Raw genomic sequence first — 20,462 nt, forward strand, 5'->3', positions numbered from 1 at the left:
TGAAAAGTCAAATAGACCTTATATCACCCAACTGCTCAATCACTCAATCGCTCAATATAATGACAACAAGCGAGCAACTTTTCGAGAAAGCAAAGACATTGATTCCGGGGGGTGTAAATTCGCCGGTTCGGGCTTTTCGGGCCGTGGGCGGAAATCCACTGTTTATCAAATCGGCCAAGGGGCCTTACATTTTTGATGAGGATGGAAACCGGTATATCGAACTGATCAATTCCTGGGGACCCATGGTGTTGGGTCATGCGTTCGAACCGGTGGAGGAGGCTGTGCGGGAAGCCATTCAGCACTCCTTTTCCTTTGGAGCGCCAACCCGGAAAGAAGTTGAAATGGCCGAATTGATCATCGACATGGTGCCGTCAGTCGAGAAAGTTCGAATGGTCAATTCCGGCACCGAAGCCACGATGGCCGCCGTTCGGGTGGCACGCGGTTTTACCGGCCGCGATAAACTAATCAAATTTGAGGGTTGTTACCACGGCCACGGCGATTCGTTTTTGATTGCTGCCGGCAGTGGCGCCATCACGATGGGAACGCCCGACAGTCCCGGAGTTACCAAAGCGACTGCATTGGACACGCTGACGGCTCCCTTCAACGATTTGTACGCCGTCGAGCGGTTGATCGACGCCAATGCCAATCAGATTGCCGCCGTCATTCTGGAACCCGTTGTGGGCAACATGGGCTGTGTGCTTCCCGAACCCGGTTTTTTGCAAGGACTGCGGGATTTGTGCGATAAAAACGGTATTCTGCTCATTTTCGACGAAGTAATGACCGGTTTTCGACTGGCCAAAGGCGGAGCGCAGGAGCGGTTTGGCATTCGGCCCGATCTGACCACGCTGGGAAAAATTATTGGCGGAGGAATGCCGGTGGGGGCCTACGGGGGCCGCCGGGACATTATGGATGTGGTGTCGCCCGCCGGTCCGGTTTATCAGGCCGGGACGCTGTCGGGCAATCCGATTGCCATGTCGGCCGGTCTGGCGATGCTCCGGCATTTGAACGAACACCCGGACGTGTATGCGCGACTCGAAGAACTGGGAACCCGGCTGACGGATGGTTTTCGGGCCAGCATGATCAAACTGGGACTTGATTTTACGATCAATCACCTCGGCTCCATGTATACGCTGTTCATGACGGAGCGGCCGGTTGCTAATTTTGTCGATGCCAAAACCTGTGATCTCCCCTTGTTTGGGCGGTATTTCAATGCAATGCTGAAGCGGGGAATTTACCTGGCCCCGTCGCAATTTGAAAGTCTGTTTCTGTCCGTTGCACTGACCGATGAACTGGTCGATCAGGTGATCTGGGCAAACGAAGAGGCATTGAAAGAGGTCATTTAAAATTATTCGATGCGCTTTTCCGTCATCATTCCCGTATACAATCGCCCGGACGAACTGCGCGAATTGCTCGAAAGTCTGAGCCGGCAAACGCGCGTTCCCGACGAGATTGTCGTAGTCGAAGACGGTTCCGTAACGCGGGCGGATGCGGTGGTCGAGTCGTTCAAAAACCGGCTGAACATTCATTATTACGACAAACCCAATGGCGGGCAGGGTTTTGCCCGAAACTACGGTTTCGAGCGGGCCACGGGCGATTATTTTGTGATTTTTGATTCCGATGCGCTGGTGCCTGCGCATTATTTTGAAGCCGTCGAGCAGCGATTGCAATCCGACTGGCTCGATGCGTATGGCGGCCCCGACGCGGCTCACCCCAGTTTTACACCCATTCAGAAAGCCATTAGTTATTCGATGACCTCGCCGTTTACGACGGGCGGTATTCGCGGCAGCAAGAAAAATCTGGGCGGGAAATTTCATCCGCGCAGTTTCAACATGGGGTTTTCGCGAAACGTGTACGAGAAAATCGGAGGCTACAAAATCAGCCGGATGGGGGAGGACATCGAGTTTGCCATTCGGATTATTGAAACCAACTTCAAAACCGGCCTGCTTCCCGAAGCATTCATTTATCACAAACGCCGAACGGATTTTGGGCAATTTTACCGCCAGCTGCGGTTTTTTGGCCGCGCCCGCATCAACATTGCCCGGTTTTATCCGTCCGAGTTGCGATTGGTCCACACGTTTCCCGCGCTGTTTACCTTGTTTATGTTTTCAATTCCGGTCTGGTTTTTTATTCACCCGGTTTTGTTCGGCCTGGCGGTTTCGGTCCCGCTGCTGCTCTCGATTTTAATTCTGGTGGATGCCTATCAAAAGGAAAAGAGCTTGAAAATCGCCTTTCTGAGTGTAGAAGCGGCTTTTATTCAGCTCATTGGGTATGGAATCGGATTTCTGAGCGAAGGCTGGAAACGGCTTCGTGAACCCAAAGGCCACCAGGAAACCGGCGCGAACATGGAATATCCGTCGTGATCCGTACTTTTGGGGCATGAAAGTCTTGATCACGGGAAGCGCCGGCCACCTGGGCGAAGCACTGGTCCGCACGTTGAAGAATATAGGATACGAGGTCGTCAGTCTGGACATTCTCAGCTCTCCTTTTACCACACATGTCGGTTCCATTACGGATCGCTCCTTCGTAAAACAGTGTCTGGAAGGCGTAAAAGCGGTTTTTCATACGGCGACACTGCACAAACCGCATGTTGCCACGCACAGCCACCAGGATTTTATCGACACCAACATTTCCGGTACACTTAACTTGCTTCAGGAATCGGTCGCAGCGGGTGTTGAGCGGTTTATTTTTACGAGCACGACCAGTGTATTTGGGGATGCGCTGGTGCCACCCGCGGGAGAGCCCACGGCCTGGATTACCGAAGACGTGACGCCCATTCCGAAAAATATTTACGGCGTTACCAAAGCCGCAGCCGAAAACCTCTGCCAGCTCTATTTTAGAAACCACGGGCTTCCCAGTCTGGTGCTGCGAACCTCCCGGTTTTTTCTGGAGGAAGATGACGACAAAAAGGTACGGGATGTTTATCCGGATGATAACCTGAAGGCCAACGAATACCTCAACCGTCGCGTCGACCTGGAGGATGTGGTAAGCGCCCACCTGCTGGCGGCTGAACGAGCGCCGGAAATCGGTTTTGGTACCTACATCATCAGTGCCACAGCGCCTTTTTCACCGGGCGATACGGCGGATTTGCGGAGTAATCTGTCCCAAGTGGTTCAGAGATACATCCCTGGCTATGTAGCTGAGTATGAGCGTCGGGGGTGGCGGCTGTTTCCGAGCATCGACCGGGTTTATGTCAACGAAAAAGCCCGAACGGAGTTGGGTTGGGAGCCTCGGTATGATTTCAGGGCAATCATCGACCGTTTAAAAGCGGGCGATAAGCTGCCCAGTCCACTGGCGCAACAAGTCGGTTCGAAGGGCTACCATAGCAAGACATTTTCCGAAGGTCCGTATCCGGTAGAGGGCTAAACAGGATTTACTTTTTGCACAGGTAAATGACCTCCCCGGCGGGCAGCGAAAACCGTTTTACTTCGTCTCGCGGTAGTTCGAAGACGAAGCGATCTTCCACGACATTAAAACCGCCTTTGGCCAGCCGCTGGGCATAATCGCGGCCAAAAAGCCGGACGTGGTCGCTTTGCCAGAAAAGACGTTCCCGTTCCTTCGGATCGGTGATGGTGGCATCTTCAAAAGTCGTCTCGCGGTTGTAGTCGATCGGAGACTGGATGATGGCCCAGCCGCCCGGTTTCAGAACGCGGTAGAGTTCACTACTCGCTTTGGCATCGTCATCGACGTGCTCCATCACGTGGTTACAAAACGCGACATCGAACGTATTGTCCGGAAATGGAATCTGGTGAATATCCATTTTTATTTTAGCCAGCGGAGATTCGATGTCAGCCGTGATGTAATCCAGATTGGGTAATTTCTCGAACCGATCGATAAAACAATGTTCCGGTGCGACATGAAGAACTTTCAGATGGTCACGGTAAAAATTGGTTTTCCGTTGCAGGTACAGGTTCATCAGTCGGTGCCGCTCTAATGCCAGACAGTTCGGACACAGGGCATTAGCGCGGGGAGCGTTCCGGCCGTAGGGCATAAATTCCCGAAAATGTTTGCTGCAAACCGTGCATTCAACGTTGTTGCCCCGGTAGAAAACCATCATCACCTTCATGGCATAATGGCTGACGCGCTGCAGGGCCGGGCGCGGTACTGTTTTCAATATAAAGCTGATGAGCTGTTTCATACCACGGAAAAACACAGCCAGAACCCGGGTAGGGATTGACTTTTGCCGAACGAAAATGAGTCCGAATACGCAATAATTAACAGATTTAAAGATGAAATGTGAATTAGTCTGTTAAATTAGAGCTTTGATCAACTTGTAGAATTAAATACGATGCCCGTAGCTCCTTCCAAACCGCCCGGTCGGCGACTCATCAAGCGGATGAGTACCCGTACCAAATGGCTTCTGCTGGCACCATTCAGTCTAATCCTGATTGGCTATGGATTGTGCGTTTTCAGCGAAGCCGCCAATCTCAAACATACCGGCGAGCCCTTTAGCCGGTGGTTTTTGCTCGGCACCTACAGCCTGATTGTCATCAATGCCGGGCTTTCCCTGTTTGGTCAGGCCATTATTTTCCGGGTACAGATGGAAACGCGCCGGGCCATTCGCCGGCACCTGAAGAAACTACTTCGGGCCCGGCAAAAAAAAGAAAACCCCGTCCGTCGAGCGTGACGAGGCAATCGGGTGATGCCCAGTTTTCAGAGCGCAGTAATCATACTACGCACAAAGAACTGCTGTATGCTTACGCTTCCTTTTGAGCTGCTGCTGCGGCTTTCTTTTCAGCAAAAGACGCTTTGATCGCTTCCACATCAACATTTTTTACGTCAGGGCGACGCAGCAATTGCTTGATGCGGGCAATTTTGTTGTTAGCCCGGGCTTTATTTTTTTGGTCTTTGCGTTTCAGTTCCGTTACTCCCATGATTGTATGAATTAATAGTTTATTCCAAATTGTCCGCAAAATTAGCGGAAAAACCGCACAAAATCAATTTTTAATCGGTAGTTATCAATCTGATAAGAAACTCCGCCCGGCTTGCTATTTTTGCACCATGCAAAAACCGAGTTTACCCCGCGGTACCCGCGATTTTGGGCCGGAACCAATGAGCAAACGGCTCTTTTTGCTGGAAACCATCCGGCAGACGTTCCGGCGGTATGGATTTCAGCCGATTGAAACCCCTGCGCTTGAAAACCTGTCGGTGTTGATGGGGAAATATGGCGAAGAAGGGGATCAACTTCTGTTTAAAATTCTTAATTCCGGCGATTTTTCCAGCGGTTTGTCCGAAGCCGACTGGCAGGAAAATGCTCGTAAATTAACGCTCAAAATTTCTGAAAAAGGCCTTCGCTACGACCTGACGGTTCCTTTTGCCCGCTATGTGGTCATGAACCGCCATGCTTTGACGATGCCTTTCAAGCGGTATCAGATTCAGCCGGTTTGGCGGGCCGACCGCCCGCAGAAAGGACGGTATCGGGAATTTGTGCAGTGCGATGCGGATGTGGTCGGTACGGATTCGCTGCTGTGCGAAGCTGAAATTGTGTTGATGCTGCACGAAAGCCTGCGGAATCTGGGCATTCAGGATTTTACCGTAAAAATCAATAACCGCAAGATTCTGACGGGCATTGCCGAGGTGGTGGGGGCTGAAGGACAAGAGGGCCAACTCGCCGTTGCCATCGATAAGCTGGATAAAATCGGCCAGGGAAAAGTGGTTGAAGAATTGAAACAACGCGGTTTTTCGGATGAGTCGATTGATAAATTAACCCCCATGTTTCAGTTTCCCGATCAGTCGCAGGCGGCTTTTAGTCAGTTGCGAAGCTGGCTGGCGACCTCGGACGTGGGCTTGAAAGGCGTTGCCGAACTGGAAGAGGTCTGGCAGCTGGTGGAGCAGTACGGTTTGAACGACGCCCGAATGGAACTGGATGTGACGCTGGCCCGTGGTCTGTCCTACTATACCGGAGCTATTTTCGAAGTCAAAGCCAACGGCGTGCAGATTGGCAGCATCAGTGGCGGTGGCCGCTACGACAACCTCACGGGCGCTTTTGGCATGCCGGGTTTGTCTGGCGTTGGCATTTCACTGGGCGTCGATCGGATTTACGATGTGATGGAAGAACTGAATCTGTTTCCGGAAACCGGCTTGCAATCGACGCAGGTTCTGGTCGTTCACCTCGAAGCCGGAGCGCGCGCGCTTGGATTGCCTTTGCTGAGCCAGCTGCGGTTGCAAAATGTTGCTGCCGAAGCGTATCCGGATTCGGCCAAGGTGAAGAAGCAACTGGATTATGCCAACGCAAAACACATTCCTTACGTGGTTCTGATCGGTTCGGAAGAACTGCAGACCGGCCAACTCACCCTGAGAAACATGGTTACGGGTGAACAGGAAAAATTGACTGCCGGGCAAATTGTAGAACGCCTGACGCGGGCCTAACCCGGCTAAACTGGACGAATAAAAAAAGGTGCCCCGATTCTAAAACCGGGGCACCTTTATCATTTTCAACGCACGATCGATTAAAACTTGAACCCAACGTTCAGGCCCAGTGTCCGGCGTTGCGAATTGTTAAATCCTTTGATGGCATCGGAAAAACCGTGGTGGTAAACCACGTCGATCAGCAGCGGACCGATGTCGAAGCCCAAATTGGCCAGGCCCAGGAAAGTGCCGCTTTTAATCTCATTATCGTCGATATTGACGGTTGTGCTGCTGCTCAGGCGATTGGCATATTCAGCACCGACGGCCAGCCGGACAGCCGAGATACCGCGCTCAGACTGAGCCAGTTTCACCCCAACCAAAACCGGGATTTGAAGCCATTTTGCGTTGATTTTACCGGAAATATCCTGAATAGATGATCCGTCGCCGGGAGTAAAGTAGTTCGAGCTGGAAGCAAAGTATTCCGCACCGATCTGACCATAAATCCGGCCGCCACCCCGAACAAATACACCGAGCTGATAGCCAAGACGTCCGGACGGATTGTTTCCGTCGATGTCTTCACCCTTGTAACGGGTCGTGTTGGCTCCCACATAAAAACCGCCCGTAAACGCCTTGTACGGTTTCTCCGCTCTCGGACGTTTTTCCCGGCCACTGTTGTCGGATGTCGTTGAGCTGGAAGAGTATGAACTGCTGGCGTTCGGAGTCGTTGAATACGTAGAGCTGTTGGTCGGCGAGGTCGTGTTCGTCGACGAGTTGTCCATTGTAGAACTGGTCGAATTCGAGCGGTTGGTTGAATCGGTTCCGGTCGAATTAATAGTTGTAGTCGTGGATGTTCTGGATGAATCCGACGAGCTGGTCTGAGCAAATGCGCTCCACGTTCCCAAAAGGCAAAGCGCAAGCAAAGTACTGTTGCGTTTCATGATAATAACATTGTTGAAGTTGTATAAAAAAAGGTGCATGTTTTACATACACCCTTTTAACACGGTATAACTTGGATTGTTTAGGCTTGACGCATTTCTTTATAATAATTAATTAACCCGTTTGTCGAACTGTCATGGGATGAAACCGGCTGGTCGTCGGCCAGTTCGGGCAGAATCCGGCTGGCGAGTTGTTTGCCTAACTCGACTCCCCACTGGTCGAAACTGAAAATATTCCAGATTATGCCCTGCGTAAAGATTTTATGTTCGTATAGCGCAATCAGACTACCGAGGGTGCGGGGTGTGATTTTCTGAACCAGGATGGAATTCGTAGGGCGGTTTCCTGAAAAGACTTTAAACGGCATCAGCAATTCGATTTCTTCTTTCGTCTTTCCGGATTTGGCAAGTTCACCCACCACTTCTTCGCCGGATTTGCCATTCATTAAAGCTTCCGTTTGGGCGAAAAAATTAGAAAGCAGCATTTTGTGGTGGTCGCCCAGGGGACGGTGGCTGATGGCCGGGGCAATAAAATCGCACGGGATCAGCTTGGTTCCCTGGTGAATCAGTTGATAGAAAGCGTGTTGGCCGTTGGTGCCGGGTTCCCCCCAGATCACCGGCCCGGTTTGGTAGGCCGTTGGCTGGCCGTTGCGGTCGACGGATTTGCCGTTGCTTTCCATGTCGCCCTGTTGGAAATAGGCCGCAAACCGGTGCATGTATTGATCGTACGGCAGAATGGCGTGCGATTCGGCTCCGAAAAAATTATTGTACCAGATTCCCACGAGCGCCAGCGTAACCGGTATGTTTTCCTCGATCGGCGTATTCTTGAAATGCAGATCCATCGCGTGGCCCCCTTCCAGCAAGTCGGCGAAATGGTCGAAACCGATGTAACAGGCAATCGATAAACCGATGGCCGACCAGAGCGAATAACGCCCGCCAACCCAATCCCAGAAAACAAACATATTTTCGGGGTCGATGCCGAATTTTTCGACTTCGGACTGGTTCGTCGAAATGGCCACAAAATGCTTGGCAACCGCCGATTCATCCCCGGCATACTCCAGAAACCAGTCGCGGGCCGAATGAGCATTGGTCATGGTTTCCTGCGTCGTAAAGGTTTTCGACGCGATCATGAACAGCGTGGTTTCGGGATCGAGTTTTTGCAGGGTTTCGTAAATGTGCACCCCGTCGACATTGGAAACAAAATGCACTTCCAGCTGCGGTTTGCCATCTTTCTGCACGGCATACGGTTTTAAGGCTTCCGTTACCATGACCGGTCCAAGATCCGATCCGCCGATGCCGATATTGACCAGTTGCCTGATGGGTTTTCCGGTGTAACCTTTCCATTCGCCCGAACTGATGCGTTCTGAAAACCTTTTCATTTTATCCAGAACTGCGTTTACGTCCGGCATGACATCTTTTTCATCGACCAGAACGGGCGTGTTGGAACGATTCCGAAGAGCGACGTGCAGAACGGAGCGGTTTTCAGTGAGGTTGATGGGGTCGCCCGAAAACATCTTTTCGATTGCTTCGTATAAACCCGCTTCACCCGCCAATCGGCGAAGCAACTGGATCGTTTCGGCGGTGATCCGGTTTTTTGAGAAGTCGACCAGAATATCTTCAAACCGCAGTGAAAACTCTTCAAAACGATTCGGGTTTTCGGCAAACAAATCCCGTAGATGGCGTTCTTTGATTTGCTCAAAATGACTTTGAAGCTGCTGATAAGCAGGTAATTGTAGAAAAGAATGAGAAGGTAGCATTGTGTGTTGGTTCAGAGACAAATTTCATTCAATCGTTCCGGTTCGCAGACAAACACGTTAAAATCGACTTTTCCGCGAATACCGTCGACGGAGCCTTTTTCATTGTGTTGCCAAAAGTACAACCGGTCAGCCTTAAATTCGTTCGGATGGTCGGTAGAATAATCCGCAATCCAGAGTGGATAATCGTCGAAATTACCGGCAATGTAGAGCAAATAAAAATGCCGGTTGACATAGATGATCGGTTTTGTACCATAATGATCTTCCACCAGGCTCAGCCAGATCCGGATATCGGCAATTAGTTTTTCGGCAGGAATCGTTCCTTTGGCGTTCCGTTCAAAGTCCAACACGGGCGCAAAATCGCCCGGTTGTAGCGTTACGGTTTTGATGAAATTCTGCGCCTGCTTGGCCGGGTCGCGTTTGGGGTGATAAAAGTGGTAGGCACCCCGCTTCAAACCGGCTTTCCGGGCTTCCTGCCAGTTGTTTTTAAATCGACGGTCAACCAGGGATGCACCTTCAGTGGCTTTCACAAACACGAATTGCAACGCCACGCCCTGGGCCTGCATCTGGCAAACGCGCTTCCAGTTGATGCGACTGTTGTGATGGGAAACGTCAATGCCGTGAATCGTATACTTCAGCGGCATCCGAATACCGTATCCGTTTACAAACTGCCACTGTAATTCATTGACTTTTTTCAAAGATCGATTCCACCAGAGCCCCACCAGCAGAAGGGAAAGTGCCAGAAACGGCCACATTAATACGCTTCGCTTCCTGTAGATAAATAGAACTATCCGGCTCATGTCGGGCAAAAATAAGCAGAAAAAGGGAGGAAGCGAAGTAGGAAATGATTGGAAAACAAAAGGGAGGAAAAGAGAAAGACATGGATTTCTTTCTCTTTTCCTCCCCGGATGGCCTTTATTCGAAGAAATTAATCGTGTCCTTCCAGCTTCACGATTTTGTTGTATAAACCTAACAACAAAAACGGAGCTGGCCATTGGCCAACGAATAAAGCTTTGTCGTTTTCACCGGTAATTTTGTAAAACAGGGAAACACCCATCGATGCAATGGCTGCCCACAAAAAAACGTCGGATGGTATTTTCGCGGTTTGCTCCTCAATGGCCTCTGCAACAGGGCCTTCCTTGTGCTTCGGATTGGGGTTTTTCACCGATCCTTTTTCATAACTGCGTTCTGTGACGTTCATAACATTGTTTAACTTTGGTTATACACGACAGAACCCGCATTATTTCTGATTGTTCCAAATAATGAGCGAAAAGTCCTGAGCTGGAATCGGCGTCCGTATTTATGCTGGCCTGAAGAATAAATGGATGAGGTATCGGCCCTGGGTCACCGAGGCTTTCCGTGTAGAAGAAAACCGGAAAGAGTAAAAAATTTAGGTTTCCGTTGCAGGAAAAATCAGTTTGAACAACGGGATCAACGAAACAAACCGGTATTCTAAAAAAAGGTGCCGGCAAAAGGTATCTAAAATACGTTTGCCGGCACCTTATTCAATCATAACCCAATGACTTACTTATTCGGTTGCGGAGTGGTCCGCAGATACGGTTTTACGATGGTAACGCCTTTCGGGAATTTCTTGATCGCATCTTCCGTACTAACCGCCGGAACAACGATCACGTCCTCACCTTGCTGCCAGTCCGCAGGCGTCGCCACCTGGTAGTTTGCCGTCAGTTGCAGCGAGTCGATGACGCGAAGAATTTCCAGGAAGTTCCGACCTGTTGAAGCCGGATAGGTTAGCGTCAGTTTTATTTTTTTATCGGGACCAATCACAAACACCGACCGAACCGTTGATTTTTCACTGGCATTCGGATGGATCATGTCGTATAATTCAGCTACTTGACGGTCTTTGTCGGCAATCATCGGAAAATCGACCGTTGTATTTTGGGTTTCGTTGATGTCTTTCACCCACTCGGTGTGTGACTCAAGCGGGTCAACACTGACCGCAATCACCTTTACACCGCGCTTTTCAAACTCATCTTTGAGTTGGGCAGTCCGGCCGAGTTCGGTCGTACAGACCGGTGTAAAATCGGCAGGATGGGAAAAGATCATTCCCCAGGAGTTGCCCAGCCATTCGTGAAAGTTAATTGTACCCTCGGTGGTCTCAGCCGTAAAATCCGGGGCGATGTCACCTAATCGGAGTGCCATAAGAAAAACAGTTTGGTTTATACTATAGTAATGCTATAGTCTTTGCCGTGCAAATGTATAACAGCTTGTGGTAATTGACTATTATTTCGCTGCAAAGACAGCAATCCATTAACACGACCGAAGCATAAAATAGTTTTTCAGATCAATTTTTCTTCCACGGCCATTTTGACCAGTTCGGCGGCATTCTTCACCTGAAGACGGCGCATCATGTTGGCCCGGTGGTTGTCGACGGTCCGGACAGAAAGCTGCAGTTTTTCGGCTATTTCGCGGCTACTCATCCCGTCGACCAAAAACTGCAGGATTTCTTTTTCCTTCTTCGACAGTTTGGAACGCCGGATTTTACTGCTCCGTTCCGTTTTTTTCAATTGATGCATGTAGCCATTAAGGATGATGGTGGCTACGGGCGAGCTGAAATATTTTTCGCCACTGGCAATGGTCCGCAGGGCTTTCATCATTTCATCGCTCGACGAATCTTTCAGAATATACCCGAAGGCGCCGGCTTCCACCGAACGCAGGATATAATCTTCATTGTTGTGCATCGATAACATCAAGGTCTTGATATTTTTATACAGACGCGAAATAATTTGCGTCGTTTGAATACCCGACATGCCCGGCAGTGAAATATCCATCAAAACCACATCCGGTTGCTGGGATTTTAGTTTTTCAAGGGCTTCCTCACCATCGCCGGCTTCGTCGACAATGACGAATTCGTCGTTCTGTTCCAACAGCGAGCGTATTCCGTTTCGGACGATAGAGTGGTCATCAACCAGCATCAACTTGAGTGTACTCATATTCCTGGTGTGCGAGTTTAAAAGGTATACTTACTTGTACTTTTGTGCCTTTATCGGGCGCAGATGATATTTTGAACTTTCCATTGATCAGCGCAGCGCGTTCATTCATGTTGTGAATTCCCTGCGAAGGCCGTTTGCTGTCTTCTTTACGACTGCGGTGAATGCGGAACCCTTTTCCATCGTCGTTCACAATAAGATGCAAGTAATTATCTTTTTCGAACAAATCAATGGTAATCTGATGGGGTTCGGCATGACGAAGCGCATTACTGACCGCTTCCTGAGCAATTCGATACACACCAATCTCCACACTCTTATCTAAACGTGTATTTGACAGATTAGTATGAAAAATAATATCAATTTTACTGTCTTTGTCGTGCGTATCGGCTAGCATCTTTACCGCCGGAACCAGCCCGAAATCACTTAATACCGTCGGCATCAGGTTATTTGACACATTGCGGGTTTCCTGAATGGTCTGGGAAATGAGGTTTTTCAGAACCGTCAGATTTTTGGTCCCTTTGGTTTCGTTGGTGAGGCTTTTTTCAAAGCTTTCGACCTGTAGTTTAATGGCCGTCAGCATTTGTCCAATCCCGTCGTGCAATTCGCGGGAAAGCCGCTTGCGCTCCTCTTCCTGCCCGGCTACCAGATACGAAGTTCGCAGTTTTTGCTCATCCATCTGTTGCTGGTACTGTTTCCGGGTCGCATCGAAAAGCTGTTGGCGCGTTTCTTTCAGGGCCCGGTTCAGCGAAAGCAATTTGCGATTGGTGGTGGCCGTTCGGGTTTCCGCTTCCACTAACTGGACAATAACACCCTCGAACTTGTTAACGGCTGGTCTTAGAATGAACCATCCGGCAAAAACCAGTGCCAGCAAGGTGAAGAGGTAGATGACGAATCCGATTAGTCTCGTTTGTTCCACGTTTTCCAGCGTTTCGCGGGTATATTGCTGAACAATATCATCCATCTTGTCCAGAAATGGCTTCTCATTTTGCATCAAGCGGGTCAGATCCACTTCGGCTGAGAATTTTTCAGGATTCGGAGCCTGGTCGGCCAGCTGGATAATGCGCTGGATGCTTTCCCGAAAACCCAGGTAAAAAGGTTTCAAAATTTGAAAGCGAATCCGGACACTGTCGCTGTTGTGAAGCATAACCGGAAAACCGGGTACTGTGCCCTGTTCGATGTGTAAATGATTCGTCTCAAACTGCGCGAACAGTTTTTTGATTTCTGACAGGTTATTTTGAAAATTGAGCCGTTCGGCGGGGCGGGTCAGTTGCAGAACTTTACTGACAAGCCGCTGGCTGTGATGGCGTTGCGCCGACGCCATTTTAAAAACCATAACCCGTTCGGCTTCGCGTCTGGTTTGAAGCTGGGTCACCACTTCCGCAACCGTCAACAACACGGCAATGAATACCAATGTCGTTAAAAACAGACGGTTGAAATGGCGGGCCGAAGGCTGAGAAGTCTGGGGTATAACGTTTACTACTTCCGACACGGTTTTATGAGGCAACCACGTTGATCAGAGTAAAGATACTAAAAATTATGTTAATTGAAGGATTAGGGTAGTAACTTATGCTTTTTAGCGATTGAAAACCCGAACCAAAGCACCCCGAGTGTTGTTTTTTAAACTTAAAACGGTGTAGATTTGTATTAATCTGAACGCGACCTCATCATGAAAAAAAATGTCTGCTTTATCGCTCTTTCAGGACTGCTGACGCTGGCTGCTTTTACGCCCGCCAAACTAGTCAGTCACCCGCCGGTAACTGTCGCTGCGGAGCCGGTCAAGCTGTCGTGGGAAACGCTGCGCGATGTAACTTTCAAGAAAAAATGGTATCCCGAAGAGTCGGTTTATATGTTGTATCCGACGTTCGGAGCCGGTATTCAAAAGCTCAGCGGAAAACCGGTTGAATTGACGGGGTACGTGCTTCCGGTCGACTACGAATCCAATTTATATGTTCTTTCTGCTTTTCCCTACAGCGCTTGCTTCTTTTGTGGCGGTGCAGGTCCTGAATCGGTCGTGTCGTTGAAATTCAAGAAAAATGGCCTCAAGTTCAAAACCGATGAGCGCCGGACGTTCCGGGGAACTCTGAAACTGAATGCCGATAATATTTATGAACTGAACTACATTATTGCCGATGCCGAAATGGTAGAACAATAATAGAACTCGCTCAAAATCACTGCGCCACGCTTTTGGGTGGCGCTTTTTTTGTGGAAACTGTAAAAGCCGCATTGCTTTTTATGCAAAATTTCCCATCTTTGCACCACCAAAAAAAGGGGGTATAGCTCAGTTGGCTAGAGCGCTACAATGGCATTGTAGAGGCCGTCGGTTCGAATCCGACTATCTCCACCCGATTTTTAAAAGCTCCGGATTCAGCGAATCCGGAGCTTTTTTGTTTACTAATGTAGGGATTTCAACGGTAAATGGATGAATGTGCTGGATTGGTAACTCGTTTTGCCTTCATCCTTTTACCGTTGAAGTTCTCCGTCTGCAAAACGTAGCCCTGAAAATTCCAGTCGCTGATCGATTTCCGATGCGTTTTTCTTCGTAAAAAATATTTTCCGTATCCTTGGGTGATACTGGCGTCTCCTTCCGATAAACCCTAAAAAAGCGTATGAATTCAACCCAAAGCCTGCCGATGGATAAGGCCCTGTTGTCTGATCGGGAAAAAACGCTGGAACGGATTTATGCCAAAACGTTTCCAATGGTGCGCCATTATATCCGGGAACATGGCGGTACGACTGACGATGCGAAAGATATTTTCCATGAGGCCATGATCTTATACTATGAGAAAACGGTCCATGAACAACTGATTCTAACGTCGTCGGTCAGCACCTTTCTGATGGGAATTTGTAAAAATCTCTGGCGGCAGCACGTGGACCGGCAGAGTCGGAATACGGCGCTGACCGAAAACCACGACGAACTGCTGTGGGAGGAACCCGAAGAAAATGACGAACCGACGGCCCTGAAGCTCATGACCTTTGTCGAACAACTGGGCGAGAGCTGCAAATCCATTCTGGTCAGCTTCTATTACTTCGGTCAGCGCTTGGAGCACATTGCCGTTCAACACGGTTATCAGTCAATTCGCTCGGCTACCGTACAGAAATTCAAGTGTCTGGAACGGCTGCGTAAAGCTGTCAGCCATCTGTCGATTGAACGCTTCAAACCCTGACTGCGATGCGACCCGAATTAGAAGAGGTTCAAGTGCTGGAAGATTACCTGCAGGGAAACCTGAACGAAGAGCAGCGGATGGATGTTGCCGTCCGGCTGCTCTGGAACCAGGATTGGCAACAGAAACTGGCCGCTCAAAAACTGGCTTATCAAGCTCTTCGTATGGCCGGACGCCAGCAACTGCGTCGCGAGTTGGACGCGATTTACACCCGTTTATTTGGGTAAACTGCCCGTCAAATTTCAACTTGACTGATCATCTTAACTGGCTTCTACGAGCCAGCGGGCTCGGTAGTGCCCAAACCACGCTTTTTCATACCTAACCATTTATTGCCTCATGTATCATCCCGAACTAAGCGCAGGCGAGTTTCGTAAATTCGCTGTGCACGGACAAAATTTGAATGGCCTGACGGTCGATCGCTACCTGCATCAGGTCGAAAACATGACCCGGTCGGTCATTGAAGAGCGGCCCATGAACTTCCGCGAGGTCGATGTATTTTCCCGATTGATGGCGGATCGGATTGTATTTCTGGGTTCGGCCGTCGACGACAACATTGCCAACATCATCATCGCCCAGTTGTTGTTTCTGGAATCGGCCGATGCCAAAAAAGACATTCTGTTGTATATCAACAGCCCCGGCGGCTCGGTTTACGCGGGTCTTGGTATTTACGACACTATGCAGCACGTCCGGCCCGACGTCGCCACCATCTGCACCAGTGTGGCGTTATCGTTTGGGGCGGTTTTACTTTGCGCCGGTGCGCCGGGGAAACGATCGGCTTTGCCACACGCCCGGGTGATGATTCACCAGCCGCATGGGGGCGCACAGGGCCAATCCGTCGATATCGAGATAACGGCGCGGCAAATTGTCATTTTGCGAAATGAACTCTACGAAATTATGGCCCGACACAGCGGCCGATCAGCCGAAGAAATCGAACGAAATGCCGATCGGGATTACTGGATGAAAGCAGAAGAAGCCAAAAACTTTGGCTTTATCGATGAAGTTTTGCAACGGTAAGCCGCTGATTCCCCGTGAAAAATGCCCAATTTTGTTGGGCAGAATGAGGGATTCAAACTCAGAAGCGGCTTTCTATGTCGTACGGTATCTCGGAACCACAGCAACCAGCCGGTATTCCAAACGATTAACAGCCGCAGAAATGCGGCTTTTTTATGGACTTACTCGAAATTTTCGACGCAAAAAACCAACCACTGGGTTTCACTAAACCCAAAAAAGAAGCGCATCGTGATGGTGACTGGCACCGCACTTCCGAAATTGTGGTCTTGAATGATCAAGACGAGATCTTGCTAAGTTTGCGGCATCCCGACAAAGTGGTTCTGCCCAACTTCTGGGATGTCTGCGTGGGCGGGCACGTGGAGCCGGGTGAGAGCTATGAACAATGCGCTAGTCGGGAAATTGAGGAAGAAATCGGCGTTCGGCCCCAAACCGGTGAATTGGTGTTTCTGGGAATGGTAGATGTGGAAGTGATCGATAAAACGGCTTCCCTGATCGACCGGGAACACGCTGCGGTCTATCTGTTTCGGACCCGGTGTCGTCTCAATCAGTTTGTGATGCAATCCGACGAAGTGGCTGATCTGCGGTTTGTTCCCATGACTGCCGTTCTGGAAGAGTTTCGCTCCGGCGCCAATTCCGTTTTGTATACGCCCCCTCAGGCCACCTACCTTCGGACGCTGGAATTGGCGGAGCCGTTCCTCAATCGCTCCCGTTAAAAAGGCCGGACGGCTTTCACAAAACGGCCTTTAAAATAACTCGAATACAGGTTATCTTCCCGCACACCGCGTGATGAGGATGCGTGAATAAACATAATATTTCCTTCACCGCGGACTTCGGTAACAATTCCGGTATGAGAAACGTAACCGGCTTTGCCGCTGTCGGGTACAAAGAAGACCAGATCACCCGCCTGAATCTGAGGTACTTCCACTTCATATCCCACTTCGGATTGTTGCCACGAAACCCGCGGCATTTGCAGACCAACGGTATTGAAGGCGGCAAAAATCAAGCCCGAGCAGTCCATGCCTTCCGACGTTTGGCCGCCCGTGCGATACGGGGTTCCGGTGTAGGTGCGGGCAATTTTTACAACCTGAGGTACATACCCTTGCTGATAAGTCCGGGTGTCGACGGTTTTGAGCGGTTTGCCGACCGGCTTGCGGTTGGCTACGGCTGGTTTTCGACGGGCTGGCGGGGTATAATGGGAAGTTTTAAAAAATGAACAGGACGACAACGTCAACACCAGAAGGGCAGTGGGCCAGAAAGGGCGAAATAAAGTCCTCATCATGATTTGTTGCATAGAAAATGGTCAAGGGGAATGCGATTCAAAACCGGCTTACCAGAAATTACCGTAAACTATTAAATTTTCATCGTCAAGGCAATGCGTTTGCGCTGCAAATCCACTTCCAATACTTTGACCTGCACTTTCTGATGAACGCTGACCACCTGACGCGGGTCGGAAACAAACTGATTGGATAACTGCGAAATGTGCACCAGCCCATCCTGTTTGACGCCAATATCAACAAAGGCACCAAAAGCCGTCACGTTGGTAACAACGCCCGGCAAAAGCATGCCTTCACGCAAATCTTCCGGTTTTCGGACGCGCTCATCATATTCAAATACGGCGAGCGATTCACGCGGATCGCGACCCGGTTTTTCAAGTTCAGCCAGAATATCGCGAAGTGTTGGCAAACCCACTGTTTCGGTAACGTACAATTCGGGCTTAATCTGCTTTTGAAGGTCGGTTTTTTTAACCAAATCCGTTACCGTGCATTTCAAATCGCGGGCCATGCGTTCTACAACCGCGTAGCTTTCCGGGTGAACGGCACTGTTATCGAGCGGATTTTTTGCCTTATCGATTCGGAGAAAACCGGCCGATTGTTCAAACGCTTTCGCACCCAGGCGGGGGACTTTCTTCAACTGATCGCGGGATTGAAACGGCCCGTTCTGAGCGCGGTATTCGACAATATTCTGCGCCAGTTGCGGCCCTAAACCAGAAACGTAGCGCAGCAAATGACTGCTGGCCGTATTGAGCGACACGCCAACCTGATTGACACAACTCTCAACCACCCGGTCCAGGCTGTTTTTGAGTTCGTTCTGATCGACATCGTGCTGATATTGACCCACCCCGATCGATTTGGGATCAATTTTGACCAGTTCCGCCAGTGGGTCCATCAACCGGCGGCCGATGGAAATGGCGCCCCGAACGGTTATATCCTGATCCGGAAATTCCTGACGCGCCACTTCCGATGCAGAGTAAATCGATGCACCCTGTTCGCTCACCATAAAAAGCGGGATGGTTTTTCCAAAATTCAGACTTCTGACAAAATCTTCCGTTTCCCGCCCGGCCGTTCCGTTGCCAATCGTGATGGCTTCAATCTGATACTGAGCCACGAGTTTCAACAACGTCTGCTGGGCCTGTTCCCGCCGACTGTCGGGATAAATGACGTCGTTGGTCAGTAAATTCCCCTGGGCGTCCAGACAAACCACTTTACAACCGGTTCTGAAACCGGGGTCAATGGCCAAAACCCGCTGCTGACCCAGGGGGGGCGACAGGAGCAGTTGACGCAGGTTGTCGGCAAAAATTTTAATGGCTTCCTGATCGGCTTTCTGCTTCGATACATTCTCAAATTCAGTTTCAATCGACGGCTTGATCAAACGCTTGTAGCTGTCTTTGACCGCCATTGCCACCTGGTCGATGCTTTCGGAAGGTCCATGCCGTAAAAAATGCCGGTCCAGGCGTTCAAGAGCGGTTTGTTCGTCGGGCGAAATACTGACCGCCAGAATTCCTTCCGCTTCGCCCCGCCGAATAGCCAGCAGGCGGTGGGAGGGAACCCGGCGGAGGGGTTCGGCAAAATCAAAATAATCCTTGTATTTAATGCCTGCCGTCTCCTTGTCTTTCCTGACGACCGATCGGATAATGGCCTCACGTTCAAACAGGTTCCGGATTCGCTGGCGGGCGTCGGCGTCCTCATTGATCCACTCGGCCATAATGTCACGGGCACCCTGCAAAGCGTCCGAAACCGTTGCTACCTGGTCATTCAGGAAGGAAGACGCTTTTTTCTCAATAGCCGCTTCCCGTTGACCGAAAATCAGTTTAGCCAGTGGTTCCAAGCCTTTTTCTATGGCGATGGTGGCGCGGGTTTTCCGTTTGGGTTTATAAGGTAAATACAAATCTTCCAGTTCGGTAATGGAGCCGGTGGATTCAATTTTTTGACGAAGTTCGGTCGTCAGTTTCCCCTGATCGCCAATAGACTTCAGAATAACGTCCCGGCGTTTGTCGAGATCAAGCAGTTTTTGATAGGTATCTTTGATGGAGCCAATCTGAACTTCGTCCAGTTGACCTGTGGCTTCTTTCCGGTAACGGGCGATAAACGGAACGGTGGCTCCGTCGTCGAGTAACTGAACGGTATTGGTAACTTGCCGGACATTCAGGTTGAGAAAAGCGGCAATTCGCGCCGGCAGATTGCCAGCTTCAGGGGTGGGGCTCATGTATTCGGTTTACGGTATGAAGCCACAAAAAAAGCAGGAAAGGCTGGTTTGTCAACAAAAAAGAATCAGAAATGCCGGATAAAAGCGGTAAGCAGTTCTAATTCAGCGGGCAAAAAAAAACATGCCACCAGGCATGTTTTCTTCTTGAAACTAAAACGGCTCTATCTTTCGATTATACCAGTTCTACGTTTACAGCGTTCAGGCCTTTTTTACCACGCTCTACTTCAAACTTTACTTTGTCGTTTTCGCGGATCTGATCGACAAGGCCCGTCGAGTGAACAAAAATGTCCTCGCCTGGTGCATCCGGCTTAATGAAACCGTATCCTTTGGTTTCATTAAAAAATTTTACTACTCCTGTTTGCATTGAATTATGATTGAAAAAATTTGTATAAAGGACTATTTTTTTACAATCCTATCCAAATTTTTATAAAAGTTTTTTTGTGAAATAGAGGCATTAATACACGCAGGAGCCCTGTATTGACGTATTTTCCGGTACTAAACCCGCCTGAAACAGCTATAACTACCGGCGCGTATTGAGCTGGATTTCAAAGTTAGATACGGCAATCCAAGCAACTTTCGTAGTCTTCGTGCCCCGGTGCATACACGCCGTTGACATTCACCAGCCGATCAAGCCGGATGGATTCTCCGGATGCCAACTGGATGTAATCACCATCGGATCGATTCTCCAGACTGGTCATAATGGACGTTACCGAAAGTAATTCATTGAGGTCGGTTGAATAAAAAATCTTGACGTATTTCCGTAAAGCGATCAGCGATCGGAGCATGTCAATGTAGGGGGCTGTCAATGTCGTCATGGCGATAAAATGG

23 protein-coding genes and 1 tRNA gene are annotated in these 20,462 nt (G+C 49.7%); 11 read left to right on the forward strand and 13 right to left on the reverse strand.

Features of this window, described 5'->3' with window-relative positions; all coding sequences use genetic code 11:
* Positions 1–59: 59 nt before the first annotated feature.
* From hemL to EHT87_RS03670, 3 genes are read left to right on the forward strand one after another with little or no spacing between them, the layout of a single operon-like run.
* Positions 60–1,343 (forward strand): glutamate-1-semialdehyde 2,1-aminomutase, encoded by a 1,284-nt coding sequence (hemL, locus tag EHT87_RS03660; protein WP_124903961.1) that lies wholly within the window; start codon positions 60–62, stop codon positions 1,341–1,343.
* 9 nt (positions 1,344–1,352) lie between these two features.
* Positions 1,353–2,360, forward strand: a complete 1,008-nt coding sequence (locus tag EHT87_RS03665) for a glycosyltransferase family 2 protein (RefSeq protein WP_124903963.1) — start codon at positions 1,353–1,355, stop codon at positions 2,358–2,360.
* A gap of 16 nt (positions 2,361–2,376) precedes the next feature.
* Complete coding sequence (locus EHT87_RS03670) at positions 2,377–3,363, forward strand: NAD-dependent epimerase/dehydratase family protein (RefSeq protein WP_124903965.1); 987 nt, start codon at positions 2,377–2,379, stop codon at positions 3,361–3,363.
* Positions 3,364–3,370: 7 nt separating this feature from the next.
* Here EHT87_RS03670 and EHT87_RS03675 read toward each other — a convergent pair whose 3' ends face one another.
* Positions 3,371–4,135 (reverse strand): methyltransferase domain-containing protein, encoded by a 765-nt coding sequence (locus tag EHT87_RS03675; RefSeq protein ID WP_124903967.1) that lies wholly within the window; start codon positions 4,133–4,135, stop codon positions 3,371–3,373.
* 150 nt (positions 4,136–4,285) lie between these two features.
* On the opposite strand from EHT87_RS03675, the gene EHT87_RS03680 reads away from it, so the two are divergent.
* The gene (locus EHT87_RS03680; RefSeq protein WP_124903969.1) at positions 4,286–4,624 is read left to right on the forward strand and encodes a hypothetical protein; all 339 of its coding nucleotides are present in this window, start codon (positions 4,286–4,288) and stop codon (positions 4,622–4,624) included.
* 70 nt (positions 4,625–4,694) lie between these two features.
* Here EHT87_RS03680 and EHT87_RS31220 read toward each other — a convergent pair whose 3' ends face one another.
* The gene (locus tag EHT87_RS31220) at positions 4,695–4,871 is read right to left on the reverse strand and encodes a hypothetical protein (protein WP_185716132.1); all 177 of its coding nucleotides are present in this window, start codon (positions 4,869–4,871) and stop codon (positions 4,695–4,697) included.
* 127 nt (positions 4,872–4,998) lie between these two features.
* On the opposite strand from EHT87_RS31220, the gene hisS reads away from it, so the two are divergent.
* The gene (gene hisS, locus EHT87_RS03685; protein ID WP_124903971.1) at positions 4,999–6,366 is read left to right on the forward strand and encodes a histidine--tRNA ligase; all 1,368 of its coding nucleotides are present in this window, start codon (positions 4,999–5,001) and stop codon (positions 6,364–6,366) included.
* A gap of 80 nt (positions 6,367–6,446) precedes the next feature.
* On the opposite strand, the gene EHT87_RS03690 is transcribed toward hisS, so the two are convergent.
* From EHT87_RS03690 to EHT87_RS03720, 7 genes are all read right to left on the reverse strand, one after another.
* A complete protein-coding gene (locus tag EHT87_RS03690; protein WP_124903973.1) occupies positions 6,447–7,283 on the reverse strand; it encodes a PorT family protein in 837 nt (278 codons plus the stop codon).
* Between the two features lie 80 nt (positions 7,284–7,363).
* Positions 7,364–9,034, reverse strand: a complete 1,671-nt coding sequence (gene pgi, locus EHT87_RS03695; RefSeq protein ID WP_124903975.1) for a glucose-6-phosphate isomerase — start codon at positions 9,032–9,034, stop codon at positions 7,364–7,366.
* 11 nt (positions 9,035–9,045) lie between these two features.
* Complete coding sequence (locus EHT87_RS03700) at positions 9,046–9,786, reverse strand: glycoside hydrolase family 25 protein (RefSeq protein ID WP_124906001.1); 741 nt, start codon at positions 9,784–9,786, stop codon at positions 9,046–9,048.
* A 173-nt stretch (positions 9,787–9,959) separates the two neighbouring features.
* Positions 9,960–10,232 (reverse strand): hypothetical protein, encoded by a 273-nt coding sequence (locus tag EHT87_RS03705; protein ID WP_124903977.1) that lies wholly within the window; start codon positions 10,230–10,232, stop codon positions 9,960–9,962.
* Positions 10,233–10,555: 323 nt separating this feature from the next.
* Complete coding sequence (locus tag EHT87_RS03710) at positions 10,556–11,191, reverse strand: peroxiredoxin (protein WP_124903979.1); 636 nt, start codon at positions 11,189–11,191, stop codon at positions 10,556–10,558.
* Positions 11,192–11,328: 137 nt separating this feature from the next.
* Entirely contained in the window at positions 11,329–11,982 is a 654-nt protein-coding gene (locus tag EHT87_RS03715) for a response regulator transcription factor (RefSeq protein WP_510186261.1), read from the reverse strand.
* Positions 11,954–13,468, reverse strand: a complete 1,515-nt coding sequence (locus tag EHT87_RS03720; protein WP_124903981.1) for a sensor histidine kinase — start codon at positions 13,466–13,468, stop codon at positions 11,954–11,956. Before EHT87_RS03720 ends, EHT87_RS03715 begins: the two co-directional genes overlap by 29 nt.
* 177 nt (positions 13,469–13,645) lie before the next feature.
* Here EHT87_RS03720 and EHT87_RS03725 point away from each other — a divergent pair, with 177 nt between their 5' ends.
* The 6 genes from EHT87_RS03725 (at position 13,646) to EHT87_RS03750 (ending at position 16,864) form a co-directional block, all read left to right on the forward strand.
* The gene (locus tag EHT87_RS03725; RefSeq protein WP_124903983.1) at positions 13,646–14,131 is read left to right on the forward strand and encodes a DUF3299 domain-containing protein; all 486 of its coding nucleotides are present in this window, start codon (positions 13,646–13,648) and stop codon (positions 14,129–14,131) included.
* A 115-nt stretch (positions 14,132–14,246) separates the two neighbouring features.
* A tRNA-Ala gene (locus tag EHT87_RS03730) sits at positions 14,247–14,320 on the forward strand.
* Between the two features lie 265 nt (positions 14,321–14,585).
* Complete coding sequence (locus EHT87_RS03735) at positions 14,586–15,143, forward strand: RNA polymerase sigma factor (RefSeq protein WP_124903985.1); 558 nt, start codon at positions 14,586–14,588, stop codon at positions 15,141–15,143.
* 5 nt (positions 15,144–15,148) lie between these two features.
* Positions 15,149–15,367: a hypothetical protein gene (locus EHT87_RS03740; RefSeq protein WP_124903987.1), complete on the forward strand. Its 219-nt coding sequence runs from the start codon at positions 15,149–15,151 to the stop codon at positions 15,365–15,367.
* Positions 15,368–15,476: 109 nt separating this feature from the next.
* Positions 15,477–16,154 (forward strand): ClpP family protease, encoded by a 678-nt coding sequence (locus tag EHT87_RS03745; protein ID WP_124903988.1) that lies wholly within the window; start codon positions 15,477–15,479, stop codon positions 16,152–16,154.
* A 152-nt stretch (positions 16,155–16,306) separates the two neighbouring features.
* A complete protein-coding gene (locus EHT87_RS03750; RefSeq protein ID WP_124903990.1) occupies positions 16,307–16,864 on the forward strand; it encodes an NUDIX hydrolase in 558 nt (185 codons plus the stop codon).
* Here the strand turns inward: EHT87_RS03750 and EHT87_RS03755 are convergent.
* From EHT87_RS03755 to EHT87_RS03770, 4 genes are all read right to left on the reverse strand, one after another.
* Positions 16,861–17,430, reverse strand: coding sequence for a C40 family peptidase (locus tag EHT87_RS03755; protein WP_229320825.1), 570 nt, complete (start codon positions 17,428–17,430; stop codon positions 16,861–16,863). The genes EHT87_RS03750 and EHT87_RS03755 overlap by 4 nt on opposite strands.
* 71 nt (positions 17,431–17,501) lie before the next feature.
* Positions 17,502–19,634, reverse strand: coding sequence for a Tex family protein (locus EHT87_RS03760; RefSeq protein ID WP_124903992.1), 2,133 nt, complete (start codon positions 19,632–19,634; stop codon positions 17,502–17,504).
* A 172-nt stretch (positions 19,635–19,806) separates the two neighbouring features.
* Positions 19,807–19,998: a cold-shock protein gene (locus EHT87_RS03765; RefSeq protein WP_114404734.1), complete on the reverse strand. Its 192-nt coding sequence runs from the start codon at positions 19,996–19,998 to the stop codon at positions 19,807–19,809.
* Between the two features lie 187 nt (positions 19,999–20,185).
* Entirely contained in the window at positions 20,186–20,449 is a 264-nt protein-coding gene (locus EHT87_RS03770) for a hypothetical protein (protein ID WP_124903994.1), read from the reverse strand.
* Positions 20,450–20,462 lie beyond the last annotated feature (13 nt).

The organism is Larkinella knui, from assembly GCF_003858645.1.
Classification (GTDB): Bacteria; Bacteroidota; Bacteroidia; order Cytophagales; family Spirosomataceae; genus Larkinella; species Larkinella knui.

Coding starts and splice junctions, on each gene's coding strand:
- hemL (WP_124903961.1), top strand. CDS start 60: ATGACAACAAGCGAGCAACTTTTCGAGAAAGCAAAGACATTGATTCCG.
- EHT87_RS03665 (WP_124903963.1), top strand. CDS start 1,353: ATGCGCTTTTCCGTCATCATTCCCGTATACAATCGCCCGGACGAACTG.
- EHT87_RS03670 (WP_124903965.1), top strand. CDS start 2,377: ATGAAAGTCTTGATCACGGGAAGCGCCGGCCACCTGGGCGAAGCACTG.
- EHT87_RS03675 (WP_124903967.1), bottom strand. CDS start 4,135: ATGAAACAGCTCATCAGCTTTATATTGAAAACAGTACCGCGCCCGGCC.
- EHT87_RS03680 (WP_124903969.1), top strand. CDS start 4,286: ATGCCCGTAGCTCCTTCCAAACCGCCCGGTCGGCGACTCATCAAGCGG.
- EHT87_RS31220 (WP_185716132.1), bottom strand. CDS start 4,871: ATGGGAGTAACGGAACTGAAACGCAAAGACCAAAAAAATAAAGCCCGG.
- hisS (WP_124903971.1), top strand. CDS start 4,999: ATGCAAAAACCGAGTTTACCCCGCGGTACCCGCGATTTTGGGCCGGAA.
- EHT87_RS03690 (WP_124903973.1), bottom strand. CDS start 7,283: ATGAAACGCAACAGTACTTTGCTTGCGCTTTGCCTTTTGGGAACGTGG.
- pgi (WP_124903975.1), bottom strand. CDS start 9,034: ATGCTACCTTCTCATTCTTTTCTACAATTACCTGCTTATCAGCAGCTT.
- EHT87_RS03700 (WP_124906001.1), bottom strand. CDS start 9,786: ATGTGGCCGTTTCTGGCACTTTCCCTTCTGCTGGTGGGGCTCTGGTGG.
- EHT87_RS03705 (WP_124903977.1), bottom strand. CDS start 10,232: ATGAACGTCACAGAACGCAGTTATGAAAAAGGATCGGTGAAAAACCCC.
- EHT87_RS03710 (WP_124903979.1), bottom strand. CDS start 11,191: ATGGCACTCCGATTAGGTGACATCGCCCCGGATTTTACGGCTGAGACC.
- EHT87_RS03715 (WP_510186261.1), bottom strand. CDS start 11,982: ATGAGTACACTCAAGTTGATGCTGGTTGATGACCACTCTATCGTCCGA.
- EHT87_RS03725 (WP_124903983.1), top strand. CDS start 13,646: ATGAAAAAAAATGTCTGCTTTATCGCTCTTTCAGGACTGCTGACGCTG.
- EHT87_RS03735 (WP_124903985.1), top strand. CDS start 14,586: ATGAATTCAACCCAAAGCCTGCCGATGGATAAGGCCCTGTTGTCTGAT.
- EHT87_RS03740 (WP_124903987.1), top strand. CDS start 15,149: ATGCGACCCGAATTAGAAGAGGTTCAAGTGCTGGAAGATTACCTGCAG.
- EHT87_RS03745 (WP_124903988.1), top strand. CDS start 15,477: ATGTATCATCCCGAACTAAGCGCAGGCGAGTTTCGTAAATTCGCTGTG.
- EHT87_RS03750 (WP_124903990.1), top strand. CDS start 16,307: ATGGACTTACTCGAAATTTTCGACGCAAAAAACCAACCACTGGGTTTC.
- EHT87_RS03755 (WP_229320825.1), bottom strand. CDS start 17,430: ATGATGAGGACTTTATTTCGCCCTTTCTGGCCCACTGCCCTTCTGGTG.
- EHT87_RS03760 (WP_124903992.1), bottom strand. CDS start 19,634: ATGAGCCCCACCCCTGAAGCTGGCAATCTGCCGGCGCGAATTGCCGCT.
- EHT87_RS03765 (WP_114404734.1), bottom strand. CDS start 19,998: ATGCAAACAGGAGTAGTAAAATTTTTTAATGAAACCAAAGGATACGGT.
- EHT87_RS03770 (WP_124903994.1), bottom strand. CDS start 20,449: ATGACGACATTGACAGCCCCCTACATTGACATGCTCCGATCGCTGATC.